Here is a 17,023-nt window from a genome sequence, read left to right on the forward strand (position 1 = left end):
ATCTCGCCACGACGCAGCCCTCCTTTCTCGGCAAGAATGTTGTGGTGGGCCGAGATTTAACCGGACGCGCAACGGATGGCAAGCGCAGCCGGCGGGTCCGGGCTGACGGTTCAGGCCGGTTTACCCGGCCCTGCGCACGGTTTCGGCGAGCAGGTCGCCGCCGACCAACGCGGCAAATTGACCGATCGGGGCCGGCCGGCCGATCAGATAGCCCTGCACCGCATCGCAGCCTTCTTCCGCAAGGAAGCTGAGCTGCGCCTCGGTCTCGACGCCTTCGGCGACGATCGACATCTCGAGGCCGTGGCCGAGATCGATGACCGCGCGGACGATCGCGGCGGATTGCGGATTGCGGCCGAGATTGATGACGAAGGCGCGGTCGATCTTGATCTTGTCGAACGGAAACGCCTGCAGGTAGCTCAGCGAGGAATAGCCGCTGCCGAAATCATCCATCGAGATGCGCACGCCGAGCGCCTTCAGCCGCCGCAGCAGCGACAGGCCGCGGTCGAAATCCTCGATCAGCACGCCCTCGGTGATTTCGAGCTCGAGGCGATCGGGCGTCAGCCCGGTCTCGAGCAGGATCGAATGGACGAGGCCGACGAGGTCGCCATGGGTGAACTGCGCCGGCGACAGGTTCACGGCGATCTGCATCGGCACCGCCCAGGAGGCGGCCTCCCGGCAGGCTTCGCGCAAGATCCATTCGCCCATCTCGACGATCAGGCCGCTTTCTTCCGCGAGCGGAATGAAGTCACTGGGCGGCACGAAGCCGCGCTGCGGATGGTGCCAGCGCGCCAACGCCTCGAAGCCAATGATCTGGCTGCCCGCAACGCTGGCGCCGGTGGCAGCCTGCGGCTGGTAGTAGAGCGACAATTCGCCGTTCTTGATCGCGACCGACAGCTCCTGATGCAGCACGCGGCGATCGCGGATCTGCTGGTCCATCTCCGGCTCGAAGATCGAGATCGTGCCGCGCGACTTGGCCTTGGCGCGGAATAGCGCCGCGCCCGAATTGGCCAGCAGCGAGGCGGCGTCGGATCCGTTGTGCGGGAACACCGCGATGCCGGTGGTGAGGCCGGTGCGCACCGACTTGCCGTCGATCGCGAAATCCTCACCCAGCGCCTCGGCGGCCTGCTCGGCCAGCGCAATGCCGGCGGCCGGCTGCCGGCCGTCGATGATGAGGCCGAATTCGTCGCCGGACAGCCGCGCAACCACGCCGCCGCGCGCCACGGTCTGCAAGCGCTGCGCGACTTCGATCAGCACCTTGTCGCCCATCGCATGGCCGTAGACGTCGTTGATCTCCTTCAGCCCGTCGAGGTCGACGCAGAGCACGGCGAACTGCTCGTCGGTGCCGTCGCAGGCCTCGATCATCTGGGTCAGCGCCTGCAGGAAGGCGGCGCGGTTCGGCAGATCGGTCAGGCCGTCATGATAGGCCATGTGCGCCATGCGCGACTCGGTCTGGCGCCGGTCGGTGACGTCCTCATGGGTCTTGATCAGATATTGCGGCTCGCCATGGTCGTCGAGCACGGTCATGCGGCGGGTCAGGAACAGCCGCAGGCCATCCTTGGTCGAGATCGGGTGCTCCTCGGCGATCATGCTGCGCTTCCGGATCGCAGCCTCGTCGCGGGCGACGATCAGCTTGGCTTCGCGCGCATTGAAGATATCGGACGCGGTGAGGCCGGCGGCGTCCTCGCGGCGGCGATTGAGGATCGTCTCGGCACTGCGGTTGGCCAGCAGGTAGCGGCCGTCGCTGACGCGCTGCACGATCAGCGAGACCGGGATGTTGTCGACCACGAGCTCGAGGAATTTCTTGTTGTTCTCGAGCTCGCGCGACAGCGAACGGCGGTCGGTGACGTCCTCGAACAGCGCGATCAGGAATTCGGGATCGCCGGCCTCGTTGCGGGCGATCACGCGGTTCGACGCCAGGATGCGCTTCTCCGAGCCGCGTTCGACGAAGAATTCGCTGCGGTGATAGCCTTCCGGCGCGTCCAGCGCGGCGCGGTCGGCGGTGTCGATGCTGACGGCGGTCTCGGGACGGAAGATCTCGTCGGCGCGCTTGCCCACGATGTGATCGCGCGAGAAGCGCGAGAAGCGCTCGAACGCGCGGTTGGCGAAGATGTAGCGGCCGTCCTCGATGTTCTTGGCCGCGACGCAGACCGGGACGTTGTCGAGCACGGATTCGAGGAATTGCGTGGTCGAGGCGAGCTTGCGCGACAGCTTGCGCTGGTCGGTGCAATCGAGATGGGTCGCGACCGAGCCGCCGTTCGGCAGCGGAAAATATTTCACCAGCACCGACCGGCCGCCGGGCAGTTCGGTAACCAGCCCTTCGGGCGCTGCGGCCCTGGCGAAGAAATCCTCGGCGCTGATGTCGAGCACGCCGCGGTCGCGGCGCAGTTCCAACAGCTCGGTGCCGGTCATGTTGCGCCTGATGTCGGCGCGCGACAGGCCGTAGATGTCGAGATAGCGGTCGTTGCAGAACACGATGCGCTCATGCACATCGGTCATCACCACGCCCTGGTTCAGGTGGTTGAGGGCGGACGACACGAAGGCGTTGCGCCGCAGTTGCGCGCGCTTGGCCTTGCGCAGGGCCGAAAGAATCCAAAGCCCAACCGCGCCGAGGAAGGACGCAACCACCACGCTGCCGATCAGGAGCTCCCAGACCACGCCGGGATCGAGGTCGCCAAGGTAGGTCGACGGTGCGAAGGCGGCGGAGGCTGCCCGGGCCGCTTCGACCGGCACGACGGCGGCGATCAGGCAAAGGACGGCCCTTGCCGGAATCGAATTCTTCCCGCCCGCCTGCCAATTCCTGCCAGCCATCAATCACCCGCGGATTACCGGGGCGAGTGTTCGGCTCCGGCGGTTTGGATCGGGTAAACGCGTAGGGATGCAACCGGGAAATGCCACTTAATGTACGGCAATTGCCCTGACATGATTAATGCTGCCCTAACAGGGCATGGCTCCCCAACTATTTGAGATGGCCCAAGCACTTGCCTAATAAGCACTTGCCCAAAACGATGGGATCGGCTGAACGATGTTGGCGGCAACGGCGTGGCTGCGCGGAAATGTTCGGACCTGAAGGACGAGATGGACAGGGTTGATTGTGTGGTCGTCGGTGCGGGGGTGATCGGCCTCGCGGTGGCGCGCCGGCTGGCACAGGCCGGCCGCGAAGTGATTGTGATCGAGGAGGCCGAGGCGATCGGCACGGTGACCTCGTCGCGAAACAGCGAGGTGATCCACGCCGGCATCTACTACCGGGCCGGCAGCCTGATGGCGCGGATGTGCGTCAGCGGCAAGCGGGCGCTTTATCGTTACTGCGCCGAGCACGGCATCCCGCACAGGAATTGCGGCAAGCTGATCGTCGCCACCACGGCCAAAGAGACCGAAAAACTGCAGTCGATCCGGGCCCACGCCGAGGCCAACGGCGTCGACGACATGCAGCTCTTGTCCGGCGAGACGGCACGCGCGCTGGAGCCGGCGCTGAACTGCGACGCTGCGCTGCTGTCGCCTTCCACCGGGATCATCGACAGCCATGCCTACATGCTGGCGCTGCGCGGCGACGCCGAGGCGGCCGGCGCGGCATTCGCCTTCCATACGCCGCTGCTCCACGCCAGGGCCACAACCAACGGGTTCGAGATCGAGGCCGGCGGCGCGGCGCCCATGACGCTGGCCTGCGATCTGCTGGTCAATGCCGCCGGCCTCGGTGCAACGGCGGTCGCGCGCAGCGTCGAGGGCATGCCGATCGAATTGATTCCAACGGCCTATCTGGCCAAGGGCAATTACTTCAGCTGCAGCGCCAGGGCGCCTTTCTCGCACCTGATCTATCCGGTGCCGGAGCCCGGCGGGCTCGGCGTACATCTGACGCTCGACCTGGCCGGACAGGCGAGGTTCGGCCCCGACGTCGAATGGATCGATCACATCGATTACGCCGTCGACCCTGATCGGGCCGAGCGGTTCTATCCGGCGATCCGCAAATATTGGCCGACCCTGCCGGACGGGGCGCTGATGCCGAGCTATTCGGGAATCCGGCCCAAGATCGTGCCGCCAGCGGTCGCCACCCAGGATTTCCTGATCCAAGGACCGGCCGATCACGGCGTCGCGGGCCTGATCAACCTGTTCGGGATTGAATCGCCTGGACTGACGTCATCGCTCGCGGTCGCCGACCATGTCGGCGAGCTGGCAGAGCTCTGAGCAAATGCAACATAGCCTACCGAGGGACGCGCGCTGCGGCGTTCATCCCTCGGTAAAAGGCCAGATTATTTGCAAATTTGCGGAGGAACCGGCTTAGTGGACCGTGTCGTCGGCGGAAAGTCTCAACCGCTCGATTTGATCCTTGACCATCAACTTGCGGCGCTTGAGCTCGCAAATGTGGAGATCGTCTACGGAGGGGTGAACGAGTGCTTCGTGCAGTTCGTTCTCGAGTATTTTGTGCTTACGCTCCAGCTCAACGAGATGGGCCTGTATTGCCATTGCGAACACTCCTCGGTGCGTTAAACCTCAGGTTCGATCCGGACCAATAAGTCTACACGAGTGGGCGGTGCTGTCGATAGGGGACGCGAAATGCCGCACGCACTCATTTCGGTTTATCTGTAACTAATCGTGACTATGGAACCGGTTCGGCTTGCGCCGCGCGCGCTCAGGGAGGATATTCCAGCGAGCGGCTGCTTCGGTCGCAACAACCTCGTCGTGCTTACCAGTCAATACACAACCATGAACGATCAGGATGAGCGCGAACTCCTCGCCGAGCTTGCGCGTCTGCAACAAGAGCACCGCGACCTCGATGCCGCGATCGACGCGCTGCATCAATCGCCGGCGCCGGATCTCTTGATGCTGCAACGCTTGAAGAAGCGGAAGCTGCAATTGCGCGACCGCATCGCCTTCATCGAAGATCAGATCACGCCCGACATCATCGCCTGACGCCCGCCTCGGCGGTTCGGCGGCCCGCTGGTTCAGATCCGGCGGCGGTTTTCCCCGTCATCCACAGCGCCCGACCGGCTTCACGTTCGCGGCAACGGACGCGGGCGTACTTTTCGGCGCTTGACTCCAAAAGAACAAAATAAGAACATGCCGATCCAGCCGCCAGCCATCAGAGGGAGTTTCGCCATGTCCGCACCGCCTTCCCTGCCCGACAACAGCCGCTACGAGCAGGCCTGCGATCAGGCGATCGCGATGTGCGACGGCAACCTGCGCAGCACCATCAAGGCGCTGATCATGGCCAACGAATATCTCGAAGCCGAGCTCGAGGAATTGCAGGCTGCGATCGCGGCCGGCTGCGTGCCGGCGCGAACCCATGCAGCGAGCGACGCCGCCTGATCTCTGAGGGAGCACAGCAATGGCGGACGTGACCTATTACGTGGCGCTGCCTTTCATGCAGGACGACGACGGCACACCGGTCGCCGGCAGTGCCGAGGAATGCCAGAGTTCGGCGATCGCGCTGCGCCGGGCGGAGACGATGTCGCGGATGCCCGGCAGCATCGGCGCCGTCGCGTTCAGCCGCACCGGCGATCCCGCGATCGGCGAATTCGGCGATGCCAAGCTGCTGCGGGCCTACGGCAATGTGCCGGAGGATCTGAGCGCACTGTAATTTTCAGGATTCATGGCGCCGCTGCGCCTTGCGCACATACATCGCACGATCGGCCTCATCGAGCACGCGATCGGCATCCGAATGCGCGGTGAGGATCGCAACGCCTGCGGAGGCGCCCGCTGAGACCCGGCTGCCACGGAACACGAAAGTCAGGCGGTCGATCGCCTCTTCCAGCGCCGCCGCCTTGGCGCGAGCATCGGTCTCGCTGAGATTCCACAACAGCACCGCGAACTCGTCGCCACCGAGACGGCCGATCACGTCGGAGGCGCGCACCTGGTCCGATATCGCGGCGACGATCGTCTTCAGCACCTCGTCGCCTGCCGCGTGCCCGAAGGCATCGTTGATCGGCTTGAGGCGATCGACGTCAAGCACGATCAGCGCGCCGGAGGCCTGATAGCGCTTGATGAAGGAGAGCGAACGGACGAGCTCGCGCTCGAAGCCGCGCCGGTTCAGGATGTCGAGCAGGAAGTCGGTCTCGGCGGAGGCCTGCAGCTCCTCGATCCGGGCCTGGGCCCGCGCCAGCTGCGCCCGCAACCTGCGGATCGTGGATTTGTCGCCAGACGCGACCGCGCCTCGCGTGGAAGCTTCGGTTCCAGCCGCTTTGGTTCCAGTCCCCTTTGTTGCCGTCCTGGCGGGTGCGGATTTGCGCGCGGCGGGCGCGCCTTTTCGTCGTTTTGCCGCCCCGGAGGCCGCCGCCGTCGTCTTCTTCTTCATGCGCATCCTTGTTGAGGCCTGCTTATGAAGGCTTGCCGGGATTCACCAAGACAGGATAGTCCATTCTAACTCCCTTGCCACGCCTTGGATGACGCCCGGGCCGCCCCTATAATCCGGCCTATGCTTTTGGATTCCTGCACAGAATTGAACAGATGACCGCTCCGATCGCCATCATCATGGGAAGCCAGTCCGACTGGGAGACCATGCGCCATGCCGCCGAGACCCTGGCTGCGCTGGGTGTTGCCTGCGAAACGCGCATCGTTTCGGCGCACCGCACCCCCGACCGACTCTACGCCTTTGCCAAGGGCGCCAAGGCGGCCGGGCACAAGGTGATCATTGCCGGCGCCGGCGGTGCCGCCCATCTGCCGGGCATGACGGCCGCGCTGACGGAGCTTCCGGTGTTTGGGGTTCCCGTCGAGTCGAAGGCGCTGTCCGGCGTCGATTCGCTGTACTCGATCGTGCAGATGCCGGCCGGCATCCCGGTCGGGACGCTGGCGATCGGCAAGGCCGGAGCGATCAATGCCGCGTTGCTCGCGGCGAGTGTGCTCGCGCTCAACGATCCCGCACTGTCGGTCCGTCTTGCGGCCTGGCGCACGCAGCAGACCGATGCGGTCAAGGAGCATCCGGAGGGCTCGGCGTGACGGCTTCGAACCTCGTGAAGCTGAAGCCGGGCGACACCATTGGAATCCTCGGCGGCGGACAATTGGGCCGGATGCTGGTGCTTGCCGCCGCGCGCCTCGGGCTCCGCTGCCAGGTGTTTTCGCCGGATCCGGACTCGCCGGCCTTCGACGTGGTGCAGAACGCGACCTGCGCGGAATATGCCGACGTCGAGGCGCTCGAACTGTTCGCCAACGACGTCGACGTCGTCACCTATGAATTCGAGAATGTCCCGGCCGCGACCGCGATGGTGCTCGCCGCACGCCGTCCGGTGCTGCCCGCACAGAAGATCCTCGAGACCACGCAGGACCGGCTGATCGAAAAGGATTTCGTCAGCAAGCTCGGGATCGGCACCGCCGATTATGCCGACGTCTCCTCGGTTGCCACGCTACACGCAGCGATCGAACGGATCGGCCTGCCTGCCGTGATCAAGACCCGCCGCTTCGGCTATGACGGCAAGGGCCAGGCCATCATCCGCGCCGGCGACGACCTCGAGCAGGTCTGGCAGGACCTCGGCACCAAGTCGGCCATCCTCGAGGCGTTCGTGCCGTTCGAGCGCGAGATCTCGGTGATCGCGGCCCGCTCCGCGTCCGGCGAGGTCGAGTGCTTCGACGTCACCGAGAACGAGCACCGCGACCACATCCTGAAGTTTTCCCGCGCGCCGGCCGCGATCCCCGACGAGCTTGCGGCACAGGCGCGGGCGGTCGCCGAAAAGATCGCCGCGGCGCTCGACTATGTCGGCGTGCTCGCGGTGGAGATGTTCGTGGTGCCCGGTAACGGCGCAGCGACGGTGCTGGTCAACGAGATCGCGCCACGCGTGCATAACTCCGGCCACTGGACGCTCGACGGCGCCTCGATCTCACAGTTCGAGCAGCACATCCGTGCGATCGCCGGCTGGCCGCTGGGCAAGCCGGTGCGCCACGGCGATGTCACCATGACCAACCTGATCGGGGACGACATCCTGAGCTATGAGCAGTGGCTCACCGTTCCCGGCGCCACCGTGCATCTGTACGGCAAGGGCACGCCGCGCCCCGGCCGCAAGATGGGGCACGTCACCGAAGTGACGCCGGCCCGTAAGCCGTAATTGATTCCACACCGGCGGCCGCGGCCGCCTTCGCGTCATCGACGGAAATGGGATCGTGGCAACCACGACCCCATTAACGCTCTAGCCGATCACGCAGTCTTGACGCCGGCGACGATGCCGGTCGGCTCGTCGCTGAGCCAGCGATAGATCCCGCCGCCGAGCGCGCCGCCGATCAGGGGCGCGACCCAGAACATCCAGAGCTGCCCCAGCGCCCAGCCGCCGACGAACAGAGCCGGCCCGGTGCTGCGCGCCGGGTTCACCGAGGTGTTGGTGACGGGAATGCTGACCAGATGGATCATCACCAGCGCGAGGCCGATGGCGAGCGGCGCGAAGCCGGCGGGCGCCTTGCCGTGGGTCGATCCCATGATGATGAACAGGAACATCATGGTCATCACCACTTCGGTGATGAAGCACACCACCATGCTGTAATGGCCCGGTGAGTGCGCGTCATAGCCGTTGGAGGCGAAGCCCTTGGTGACATCGAAGCCGGGCGCGCCGCTGGCGATCACATAGAGCAGCCAGGCTGCGATGATCGCACCGGCGACCTGCGCGATGATGTAGGGCAGCACCTGGCCGCCCGGGAAACGCCCGCCCGCGGCGAGCCCGACTGTCACGGCCGGATTGAGGTGGCAACCCGAAATATGGCCGATCGCATAGGCCATGGTCACCACGCTCAGCCCGAACGCCAATGACACACCGACCAGGCCGATCCCGACCTGCGGAAAGCCGGCCGCGATCACCGCGCTGCCGCAGCCAGCGAATGTGAGCCAGAACGTACCGATCAGCTCGGCCGCGTATTTCTTCATGTCCATGTGTCATCTCCCCTATTTCCAATGTCCGGGCTATCTGAAACTCCGGGAGCGGCCCCGATCCTGGCGCCAAACCACCCAAATCAGGGCCGCACGAAGGCATTTTCGCCCCATTTCGTGGCTTTACTAGGCCCTAAAGTCACTCGACCGGTGGACATCTGCGCGTTTGTCTGATACATGCGCGCGCCTAGGGTTAAGAGGCAGGCCTTTTGCCGCCGCTTTACCTCGCCAGAATTCCGAACCGATCAATTCAAAAGAGGATGCCGCGTGCAGGTTCTCGTCCGCGATAACAATGTCGACCAAGCCCTGAAGGCGCTGAAGAAGAAGATGCAGCGCGAGGGTATTTTCCGCGAGATGAAGCTCCGCGGTCACTACGAAAAGCCCTCTGAGAAGAAGGCTCGCGAAAAGGCCGAAGCCGTGCGCCGCGCACGCAAGCTTGCGCGCAAGAAGCTGCAGCGCGAAGGCCTGCTGCCGATGAAGCCCAAGCCGGTGTTCGGCGCTGGTCCCGGTGGCGACCGTGGCGGCCGTCCCGGTGGTGCAGGCGCTGGTCGCGGACCGCGCTGAACCGTTTTGCCGATATGGAAGTCTAACAACGCGGGCCACGGGCCCGCGTTGTTGTTTTGAAGCCAGCCGTGTTCCGGGGTACCCATGCAAAACGACCGGCAAGAGCACTTTGCATGATGGCCGTTCCGGCGCTCCGCTCCCCGCTCCCAGAAGCAGCGCACCGCCCTCGTGCGGCGCACCTCGTCATCATGGCCGTGGTTCTCGGCCTGCCGCTCGGGGGCTGCTCCTTCGACTTGGGATCATGGGGCCCGGACGACAAGCCGAAACCGGCTGCCGCTGCCGACAAGCCTGCTGCCGACACCATCACCCCACAGGACATCAACAGCGCCAAGGATCACGCCACCCGCGGCCAGGTGCTGGCGCATTCCGGCAAGCTCGATGAGGCGCAGGCGGAATTCGAGCAGGCGCTGACCGCCGACCCTTACAACATCCAGGCGCTGTACGGCCGTGGCCTGATCTATCAGGGCCGCGGACAACATCAGCAGGCGATCGACGATTTCACTGCGGCGAGCGGGCTGTCGCCGCAGAAGGCCGAGCCGCTGGTCGGCCGCGCCACCAGCTACCTCGCGCTCGACAAGGCCAAGCAGGCCGCGACCGACCTCGACGAGGCCGTGCAGGCCGATCCCAGCAATGTTGCGGCGTGGAGCGCGCGCGGCCAGGCCTATGAGCGGCTCGGCGACAGGGCCAAGGCAGCGGCGTCCTACAATCGCGCGCTCGCGCTGCGACCAAATGACGGAAGCGCGCGCAGCGGGCTGGCGCGCACCGGCGGCTAGAGTTTCGGTTCTGATTGAATCAGAACCGAAACTCTAGCTTCTTGCTTTGACGCGTTTTCTTCACGCGAACCGGCGTCCACTTCGCTCGAAAACGCTCTGGGCGCTTTCGAACGAAGCGGATACCGCTTCTCTCAAAGCAGATGCGTCGAGAGCGATAGATCCGTGCTGCGGGTTACTTCGGCAGGACGGCGTGGAACATCGACTTCATGCCGGAGAACATGTCGTCGGTCACCGACGTGCGCTCGTTCTTCGGCGCCGGCATCGCAGCGTCGGCGCGCAGGTCGAGCGGAGCCTGCAACACCGGGACCGGAATGTCGGCCGGCGGCGTCAGCCGATTCGCATCCTGCGCATTGGCGGCGTAGGGCGGACGCGGCTGCGCGGCTTGATCGGCATTGTCGCTGGACGGGTTCGACACCATGATCGGCGGCGGCAACGGCCGGATCGCCGGGGCTGCCGCCGGACGCTGCTGGTCAGGCAGACGGGCGAGATCGGTGCTGCGAGCGTCCTGGGAACGCACGGCGTCCTGGGAACGCGCAGCCTCCTGCGGACGCTCCTTGCGCAGCCGCTCGATGGCAGCACGCGCAAGATCGTTGGCATCGCGGGCTTCCTCCGGCGTGACGGCGGACTCGACCGGCGCCGCGGCGGGCGCAGCCTTCGCGGCCGCCTTCGGCGCCGCCGGATGATGGCGCGCGTCGGCCGGGATGCTGGCCGTCTCGGCCGGCGCATCAGCTTTGGTGTCGGCAGATTTGGGGTCAGCCGATTTGGGATCGGCGGGCTTCTCGGTGACGGTGGCCTTCTCCGACGCCGACCGCTCGATCAGGGTGCGCTCGGACATCCCCTTGGCCTTCACGCCGGCTTCCGGGAGGCTGCTGACCACGGTGGACTTTTCGGCGGGCTTGGCTGCGGCTTTCGGATCGACCTTGGGATCCACGGCAGCGGTCACGGCTGCGGCGTCCGGCGCTTGCGGCTTGGCCACGATGTAGTGATTGACGATGTACGCCCCGATGATGGTCGCTGCCACCGAGGGTAAGATGTCCATCACAAATTTCTTCAGGTAACTCAGCATGACCTGCCACTCCCCACCCCGTTATTTCATGCTGGAACTTTGAGGCACATTCAGGGATCAACTGCGACGGATCGGTGGCAAACCCCGTTCCGACGTCACCTTTGGTGTCACTTTGGTTTCAGCGGAGGCGCCCCCTGCGTAGGCCGCATCCGCCGTCTAGATCATCGTGCAGCCGTTAACGGGTTATGAATTTCCACAGCCCCGCGGACTCGGATCTGCCATTCGGCGCGCGCAGGGTTCCTCATAAGGTTCCTTGCTGGGCTTTTGCACCGCGTCAGGGCTTGAGTTCGACCTCGAGGAATACGATCTCGCTGGCCGTCTCGTTAAGCACGTCGTGCTGGACCCCGGCCTTGCGGAAATAGGACTTCCCGGCCCCGAGCTGCGCCTTCGAGCGCTCACCGTTCGGCGCCACGATGGTCATTTCGCCTGCCGTGATCGGAACGATGACGTAATCCATCTCGTGGGTGTGGTGGCCGGTGGCGCTGCCCGGCGCGAGCCGCCATTCGGTCACGCGGACCTCCGCCGTATCCACCTGAACATCCGATTTGGCGCTGAGCATCGTCACTTCACTTCTCCACGAAAGCGTTTTCAAGCGAAGTGGATACCGGTTCGCGTGAAGAAAACGCGTCAAAACTAGAATCTGGAGCCCCGTCCCGATTCGATCGCGACGGTAAAGGCTCTAGGGCACGAAAACCATGAACACGAACACGGCGAACACCACCATGTGAACGAGCCCGAACAAGATGTTGGTGCGGCCGGTTCCGAAGGTGAGCATGCTGACCATGAAGGTGAGCAACAGGATCAGCATATGCTGGTTGCTGAGCCCGAGCACCAGCTGCTTGTCGAGCGCATAGGCGGCAACGGCCACCGCCGGAACCGTGAGCCCGATGGTAGCGATCGAGGAGCCGAGCGCGAGGTTGATGCTCTTCTGCAGGTCGTTCTTGCGCGCCGCCGACACCGCGGCAACGCTCTCCGGCAGCAGGATCAGGGCCGCCACCACCAGGCCGGCAAAGGCCGGCGGCGCACCGATCTTGACGGTGACGACATCGACCACCAGCGAGAATTTCTTGGCCAGCAGCACCACCGCCAACAGCGAAACCAGCAGCAGGGCGACGCTGATCGCCGTCATGCGGTCCGACATCACCTCACCATGCGCCGCCGCCTCATTGGCGCCGCTGACGAAATAATCGCGGTGGCGGATGGTTTGGGTATAGAGGAACACCGCATAAAGCAGCAGGGTCACGACGCTGATCACGGCGAGCTGGGCCGTGGAGTAGATCGGGCCCGGCGCAGTGAGCGTGAAATTCGGCATGTCGAGCGTGATGGTCGCGAGCACGAACAGCACGCTGAGGTAGAGGTTGGCGCCGGTGATCTGAAAATCCTGCTCGCGGTAGCGGATGCCGCCGATGAAGATGCAGAGCCCGACCAACCCGTTGCAGACGATCATCACCACCGCAAACACGGTATCGCGTGCCAGGGTCGGCGCCGGCGTGTCGCCCAGCATGATGGTCGAGATCAGCGCCACCTCGATGACCGTCACCGCCAGCGTCAGCAGCAGCGTGCCGAACGGCTCGCCGATCCGCTCGGCAATCATCTCGGCATGGTGGACAGCCGCAAACACAGTGCCGAACAGGATCAGCAGCAGCACGGCCGCGAACACCCAGCCCCCGGCCGATGGCGCGAAGCTGTAGCCGGAGGCGGAGACCGCGGCAAACAACAGCACCGCCAGAACGGGATACAGCCAGGCCGACCGTGGCATCGGTCCGTGTGCGCTCATCGTGGGGTCCCCTCACGTCATTGGCCCCGATTATGCGACAGACAATCGCGGCCGTCAGCCTCTTGCGGCGCCGATAAACCGCCTCGCGGCATCCATCGCACCGAAATCGTCGAGATTGTCGTGCCCGCCACCGGGCAGGCGGACGAATTGCTTGGGCTCGCGGGCGAGGCCGAACAGCCGCTCGCCGAAGCGGATCGGGATCGCGGGATCGTTGGTGCCGTGCATGATCAGGAGCGGCGCCGTGACGCCGGTGATTCGCCGGTCGGAGTGGAATTGATCGCGCATCAGCAGGCTGACCGGCACATACCAGAAGACCACGCCGGCGACGTCAACCGTCGAGGTATAAGGTGCCTCCAGGATCAGTCTGCCGACCGGATGTTCGGCGGCGAGCGCGACCGCAACGCCGGTGCCGAGAGAGAATCCCCAGGCTACGATCTGCTCGGCGCGGTAGCGTGCGGTGGTGAACGCGTAGGCGGCCGCGGCGTCCTGCAGCAGCCCCTGCTCGCTCGGCGATCCGCTCGAGCCCGCGTAGCCGCGGTAGGATAACGCCACCAGCCCGGTGCCGTCGGCCGTGATGGCCTTGAAGCGCGCCACGCGGCCGGCGAGGAAATCGCCATTGCCCGGAAAGAACAGCACGACCGGCCGGCCCGGCTTCGCCGGCACGTGCCAGACGATGACCTTCTCGCCATCGGCCGTGGTCAGGACATGCTCCTCCGCTTCGGGAAGGCCGGCGGCTGCGGGCGCCGTCCGCCCGACCGGCGGGATCGGAAACAGCAATTCGCGCTGCTTGACGTACAGCACCGCGAGTCCGCCGAGATAGACGACGGCCGCTGCGATCATGAGCCATTTCAGGATTGCGAGTACTAGCGCCATCACAGGTAGCCGCAGCTATGTCTTGTTGCGAAGCTTAAGCAGCTTCTCGACGTCAGCCTTGATGCTGTCGGGGATCGGCCGGCACGCGCACGCCGACGCATGCGCGGCATGCCACTTGATGCGCTGCTCGCGCGTAGCGAGGAGCGGCATGCGATGGTCTCGATGCCACTCCCGGTTCAGCGCCATTCGCCGCCCGCCTTACATCGCCTTGACGATGTTCTCGGTGACCTTCTTGGCGTCGCCGAGCAGCATCATGGTGTTGTCGCGGTAGAACAGCGGGTTGTCGATGCCGGCATAGCCCGACGCCAGTGAGCGCTTGATGAACATCACGGTGCCGGCCTTCCAGACCTGCAGCACCGGCATGCCGTAGATCGGCGAGGTCTTGTCCTCTTCCGCCGCCGGGTTGGTGACGTCGTTGGCGCCGATCACGAAGGCGATGTCGGCCTGCGCGAACTCCGAGTTGATGTCCTCGAGCTCGAACACCTCGTCATAGGGCACGTTGGCCTCGGCCAGCAGCACGTTCATGTGGCCGGGCATGCGGCCCGCCACCGGGTGAATGGCGTACTTCACCTCGACGCCTTCCTTCTTCAGGATATCCCCCATCTCGCGCAGCGCGTGCTGGGCCTGCGCCACCGCCATGCCGTAGCCGGGCACGATGATGACCTTGGAGGCGTTCTTCATGATGAAGGCGGCATCGTCCGCAGAGCCGAGTTTTGCCGGTTTCTGCTCGCCCGAGCCGCCGCCGGCCGCCGCGGTCTCGCCGCCGAAGCCGCCGAGGATCACCGAGATGAACGAGCGGTTCATCGCGTGGCACATGATGTAGGACAGGATCGCACCCGACGAGCCGACCAGCGCGCCGGTGATGATCAGCGCCGAGTTGCCGAGCGTGAAGCCGATGCCGGCCGCGGCCCAGCCCGAGTACGAGTTCAGCATCGAGATCACGACCGGCATGTCGGCGCCGCCGATCGGGATGATCATCAAGACGCCGAGCGCCAGCGCGATGATGGTGATCAGCCAGAAGTCGAGCGCGCTGCCCGACATCACGAGGCCGACGATGAAGAACACCAGCGCCAGCGCCAGCACGATGTTGATGACGTGGCGGAACGGCAGGATGATCGGCGCGCCGCTCATCCGGGCCGACAGCTTCAGGAACGCGATCACCGAGCCGGTGAAGGTCAAGGCGCCGATCGCAACGCCGAGCGACATCTCGACCAGGCTCTGCGGATGGATGTTGCCGGGCGTGCCGATATCGAACGCTTCGGGGGCGTAGAACGCGCCGGCGGCGACCAGCACCGCAGCCATGCCGACCAGCGAGTGGAACGCGGCGACCAGCTCCGGCATCGAGGTCATCGGCACCCGGCGCGCGATCACGGCGCCGATGCTGCCGCCGATCGCGATCGCGACGATGACCAGCAGCCAGGCGATGCCGTCGGCCGGCGGATGGCTCGCCAGCGTGGTGGCGACCGCGATCGCCATGCCGATCATGCCGAACATGTTGCCCTGGCGCGACGATGCCGGGCTCGACAGGCCGCGCAGCGACAGGATGAACAGCACCCCCGCCACGAGATACAGAACAGCAGCCAGATTGGCGTTCATCTCAGGTCCCCCTTTGTCTTCGTCACCCCGAGGTGCACGCCGCTCACTTGGCTTTCTTCTTGTACATCGCCAGCATGCGCTGGGTGACCAGGAAGCCGCCGAAGATATTCACGCAGGCGAAGATCAGCGCCACGAAGCCGAAGCCGCGGGCCCAGCCCGAGCCGCTCGACACCATGCCGACGCCGACCGCGAGCAGCGCACCGACCACGATCACCGAGGAGATCGCGTTGGTCACGCTCATCAGCGGGGTGTGCAGCGCGGGGGTCACCGACCACACCACGAAATAGCCGACGAATACCGCAAGAACGAAGATCGACAGCCGGAACACGAACGGATCGACGGCCTGCGCGAGATGCTCCATGGCTTCTCTCCTTACTTCGGCTGGAAGTTGGGATGGATGACGGCGCCGTCTTTGGTCAGCGCGGTGGCCTTCACCAGCTCGTCGTCCCAATTGACCGCGAGCGCCTTGTTGGCCTTGTCGACCATGGTCTCGATGAACGAGAACAAATTGCGCGCATAGAGGCTCGAGGCCGACGCCGCGACGCGGCCGGCGACGTTGGTGTAGCCGACGATCTTGATGCCGTCGGTCTCGACCACCTCGCCGGGCCTCGCACCCTCGACATTGCCGCCGCGCTCGACCGCGAGGTCGACCAGCACCGAGCCGGGCTTCATCGACTTGACCATCTCGCCCGAGACGAGCTTCGGCGCCGGACGGCCCGGGATCAGCGCGGTCGTGATCACGATGTCCTGCTTCTTGATGTGCTCGGCGGTCAGCGCGGCCTGCTTGGCCTGATACTCCTTGGACATCTCCTTGGCGTAGCCGCCGGCGGTCTGCGCGTTCTTGAACTCCTCGTCCTCGACGGCGAGGAATTTGGCGCCGAGCGATTCCACCTGCTCCTTGGTGGCGGGGCGCACGTCGGTCGCGGTGACGACGGCACCTAACCGCCGCGCGGTCGCGATCGCCTGCAACCCGGCGACGCCGACCCCCATCACGAACACTTTGGCGGCCGGAATGGTGCCGGCTGCGGTCATCATCATCGGGAAGGCGCGGCCGAAGGCTTCGGCGCCCTCGATCACCGCCCGGTAGCCGGCGAGATTGGCCTGCGAGGACAGCACGTCCATCACCTGGGCGCGGGTGATGCGCGGCATCAGCTCCATCGCAAACGCGGAGACGCCGGCATCGGCCATCGCCTTCAGCGCGGCCTCGTTGCCATAGGGATCCATGATCGCGATGACCAGCGCACCGCGCTTGTACTTCGCGAGCTCGGAGGCCTCGGGCCGCTTCACCTTGATGATGATGTCGGCGTCCTTAAGCGCATCGGCGCTGACGGTCGCGCCCGCCGCGACAAGCTCCGAATCGGGCAGCCCCGACTTGATGCCCGCGCCCGGCTCGACCGCGACCTCGGCGCCCAGCGCCTTGAACTTCTTGATGGTGTCAGGCGAAACCGCAACCCGCGGCTCGGACGCATCGATTTCCTTGGCAACGGCGATCTTCATGGGCCCTCCGGCGGCGCGCGCGGCGCACGCGTCTTCAAACT

Annotated in this window: 20 protein-coding genes; 8 read left to right on the forward strand and 12 right to left on the reverse strand. The window is 65.3% G+C overall.

Features of this window, described 5'->3' with window-relative positions:
• Positions 1–120 precede the first annotated feature (120 nt).
• The gene (locus tag ACOIX3_RS36540; RefSeq protein WP_420966854.1) at positions 121–2,808 is read right to left on the reverse strand and encodes an EAL and GGDEF domain-containing protein; all 2,688 of its coding nucleotides are present in this window, start codon (positions 2,806–2,808) and stop codon (positions 121–123) included.
• 267 nt (positions 2,809–3,075) lie between these two features.
• On the opposite strand from ACOIX3_RS36540, the gene ACOIX3_RS36545 reads away from it, so the two are divergent.
• Complete coding sequence (locus ACOIX3_RS36545; protein WP_420966855.1) at positions 3,076–4,179, forward strand: NAD(P)/FAD-dependent oxidoreductase; 1,104 nt, start codon at positions 3,076–3,078, stop codon at positions 4,177–4,179.
• Positions 4,180–4,272: 93 nt separating this feature from the next.
• Here the strand turns inward: ACOIX3_RS36545 and ACOIX3_RS36550 are convergent, their stop codons facing one another.
• Positions 4,273–4,458, reverse strand: coding sequence for a YdcH family protein (locus ACOIX3_RS36550; protein ID WP_050422666.1), 186 nt, complete (start codon positions 4,456–4,458; stop codon positions 4,273–4,275).
• Between the two features lie 240 nt (positions 4,459–4,698).
• On the opposite strand from ACOIX3_RS36550, the gene ACOIX3_RS36555 reads away from it, so the two are divergent.
• From ACOIX3_RS36555 to ACOIX3_RS36565, 3 genes are all read left to right on the forward strand, one after another.
• The gene (locus tag ACOIX3_RS36555) at positions 4,699–4,905 is read left to right on the forward strand and encodes a YdcH family protein (RefSeq protein WP_024583705.1); all 207 of its coding nucleotides are present in this window, start codon (positions 4,699–4,701) and stop codon (positions 4,903–4,905) included.
• A 186-nt stretch (positions 4,906–5,091) separates the two neighbouring features.
• Positions 5,092–5,301, forward strand: a complete 210-nt coding sequence (locus ACOIX3_RS36560) for a hypothetical protein (protein ID WP_092123514.1) — start codon at positions 5,092–5,094, stop codon at positions 5,299–5,301.
• A 19-nt stretch (positions 5,302–5,320) separates the two neighbouring features.
• Positions 5,321–5,572 (forward strand): hypothetical protein, encoded by a 252-nt coding sequence (locus ACOIX3_RS36565; protein ID WP_050422668.1) that lies wholly within the window; start codon positions 5,321–5,323, stop codon positions 5,570–5,572.
• A gap of 3 nt (positions 5,573–5,575) precedes the next feature.
• Here ACOIX3_RS36565 and ACOIX3_RS36570 read toward each other — a convergent pair whose 3' ends face one another.
• Complete coding sequence (locus tag ACOIX3_RS36570) at positions 5,576–6,292, reverse strand: GGDEF domain-containing protein (RefSeq protein WP_420966856.1); 717 nt, start codon at positions 6,290–6,292, stop codon at positions 5,576–5,578.
• Between the two features lie 146 nt (positions 6,293–6,438).
• Here ACOIX3_RS36570 and purE point away from each other — a divergent pair, with 146 nt between their 5' ends.
• Both purE and ACOIX3_RS36580 read left to right on the forward strand, forming a co-directional pair.
• The gene (gene purE / locus ACOIX3_RS36575; RefSeq protein ID WP_212316300.1) at positions 6,439–6,927 is read left to right on the forward strand and encodes a 5-(carboxyamino)imidazole ribonucleotide mutase; all 489 of its coding nucleotides are present in this window, start codon (positions 6,439–6,441) and stop codon (positions 6,925–6,927) included.
• Positions 6,924–8,027, forward strand: coding sequence for a 5-(carboxyamino)imidazole ribonucleotide synthase (locus ACOIX3_RS36580; RefSeq protein WP_420966857.1), 1,104 nt, complete (start codon positions 6,924–6,926; stop codon positions 8,025–8,027). Before purE ends, ACOIX3_RS36580 begins: the two co-directional genes overlap by 4 nt.
• A gap of 89 nt (positions 8,028–8,116) precedes the next feature.
• Here ACOIX3_RS36580 and aqpZ read toward each other — a convergent pair whose 3' ends face one another.
• On the reverse strand, positions 8,117–8,839 hold the full coding sequence (gene aqpZ, locus ACOIX3_RS36585) for an aquaporin Z (protein WP_420966858.1): 723 nt from the start codon (positions 8,837–8,839) through the stop codon (positions 8,117–8,119).
• 264 nt (positions 8,840–9,103) lie between these two features.
• On the opposite strand from aqpZ, the gene rpsU reads away from it, so the two are divergent.
• Together rpsU and ACOIX3_RS36595 are read left to right on the forward strand one after the other, a co-directional pair.
• The gene (rpsU, locus tag ACOIX3_RS36590) at positions 9,104–9,400 is read left to right on the forward strand and encodes a 30S ribosomal protein S21 (protein ID WP_021078544.1); all 297 of its coding nucleotides are present in this window, start codon (positions 9,104–9,106) and stop codon (positions 9,398–9,400) included.
• A 188-nt stretch (positions 9,401–9,588) separates the two neighbouring features.
• A complete protein-coding gene (locus ACOIX3_RS36595; RefSeq protein WP_420966859.1) occupies positions 9,589–10,173 on the forward strand; it encodes a tetratricopeptide repeat protein in 585 nt (194 codons plus the stop codon).
• 172 nt (positions 10,174–10,345) lie between these two features.
• On the opposite strand, the gene ACOIX3_RS36600 is transcribed toward ACOIX3_RS36595, so the two are convergent.
• The 8 genes from ACOIX3_RS36600 to ACOIX3_RS36635 form a co-directional block, all read right to left on the reverse strand.
• Positions 10,346–11,239, reverse strand: a complete 894-nt coding sequence (locus tag ACOIX3_RS36600; protein ID WP_420966860.1) for a hypothetical protein — start codon at positions 11,237–11,239, stop codon at positions 10,346–10,348.
• A 274-nt stretch (positions 11,240–11,513) separates the two neighbouring features.
• Positions 11,514–11,798: a cupin domain-containing protein gene (locus ACOIX3_RS36605; RefSeq protein WP_028340624.1), complete on the reverse strand. Its 285-nt coding sequence runs from the start codon at positions 11,796–11,798 to the stop codon at positions 11,514–11,516.
• A gap of 120 nt (positions 11,799–11,918) precedes the next feature.
• A complete protein-coding gene (locus tag ACOIX3_RS36610) occupies positions 11,919–13,016 on the reverse strand; it encodes an ionic transporter y4hA (protein ID WP_342726401.1) in 1,098 nt (365 codons plus the stop codon).
• A gap of 54 nt (positions 13,017–13,070) precedes the next feature.
• On the reverse strand, positions 13,071–13,889 hold the full coding sequence (locus tag ACOIX3_RS36615) for an alpha/beta hydrolase (RefSeq protein WP_420966861.1): 819 nt from the start codon (positions 13,887–13,889) through the stop codon (positions 13,071–13,073).
• Between the two features lie 15 nt (positions 13,890–13,904).
• The gene (locus ACOIX3_RS36620; protein WP_420966862.1) at positions 13,905–14,039 is read right to left on the reverse strand and encodes a hypothetical protein; all 135 of its coding nucleotides are present in this window, start codon (positions 14,037–14,039) and stop codon (positions 13,905–13,907) included.
• Positions 14,040–14,087: 48 nt separating this feature from the next.
• Positions 14,088–15,485 (reverse strand): NAD(P)(+) transhydrogenase (Re/Si-specific) subunit beta, encoded by a 1,398-nt coding sequence (locus ACOIX3_RS36625; RefSeq protein WP_420966863.1) that lies wholly within the window; start codon positions 15,483–15,485, stop codon positions 14,088–14,090.
• 43 nt (positions 15,486–15,528) lie between these two features.
• Entirely contained in the window at positions 15,529–15,846 is a 318-nt protein-coding gene (locus tag ACOIX3_RS36630; RefSeq protein WP_016841609.1) for a proton-translocating transhydrogenase family protein, read from the reverse strand.
• A gap of 11 nt (positions 15,847–15,857) precedes the next feature.
• Entirely contained in the window at positions 15,858–16,982 is a 1,125-nt protein-coding gene (locus ACOIX3_RS36635) for a Re/Si-specific NAD(P)(+) transhydrogenase subunit alpha (RefSeq protein ID WP_420966864.1), read from the reverse strand.
• Between the last annotated feature and the right edge of the window lie 41 nt (positions 16,983–17,023).

The sequence above is a fragment of the Bradyrhizobium sp. B120 genome (assembly GCF_049075665.1).
In the GTDB taxonomy this organism is placed as follows: Bacteria; Pseudomonadota; Alphaproteobacteria; order Rhizobiales; family Xanthobacteraceae; genus Bradyrhizobium.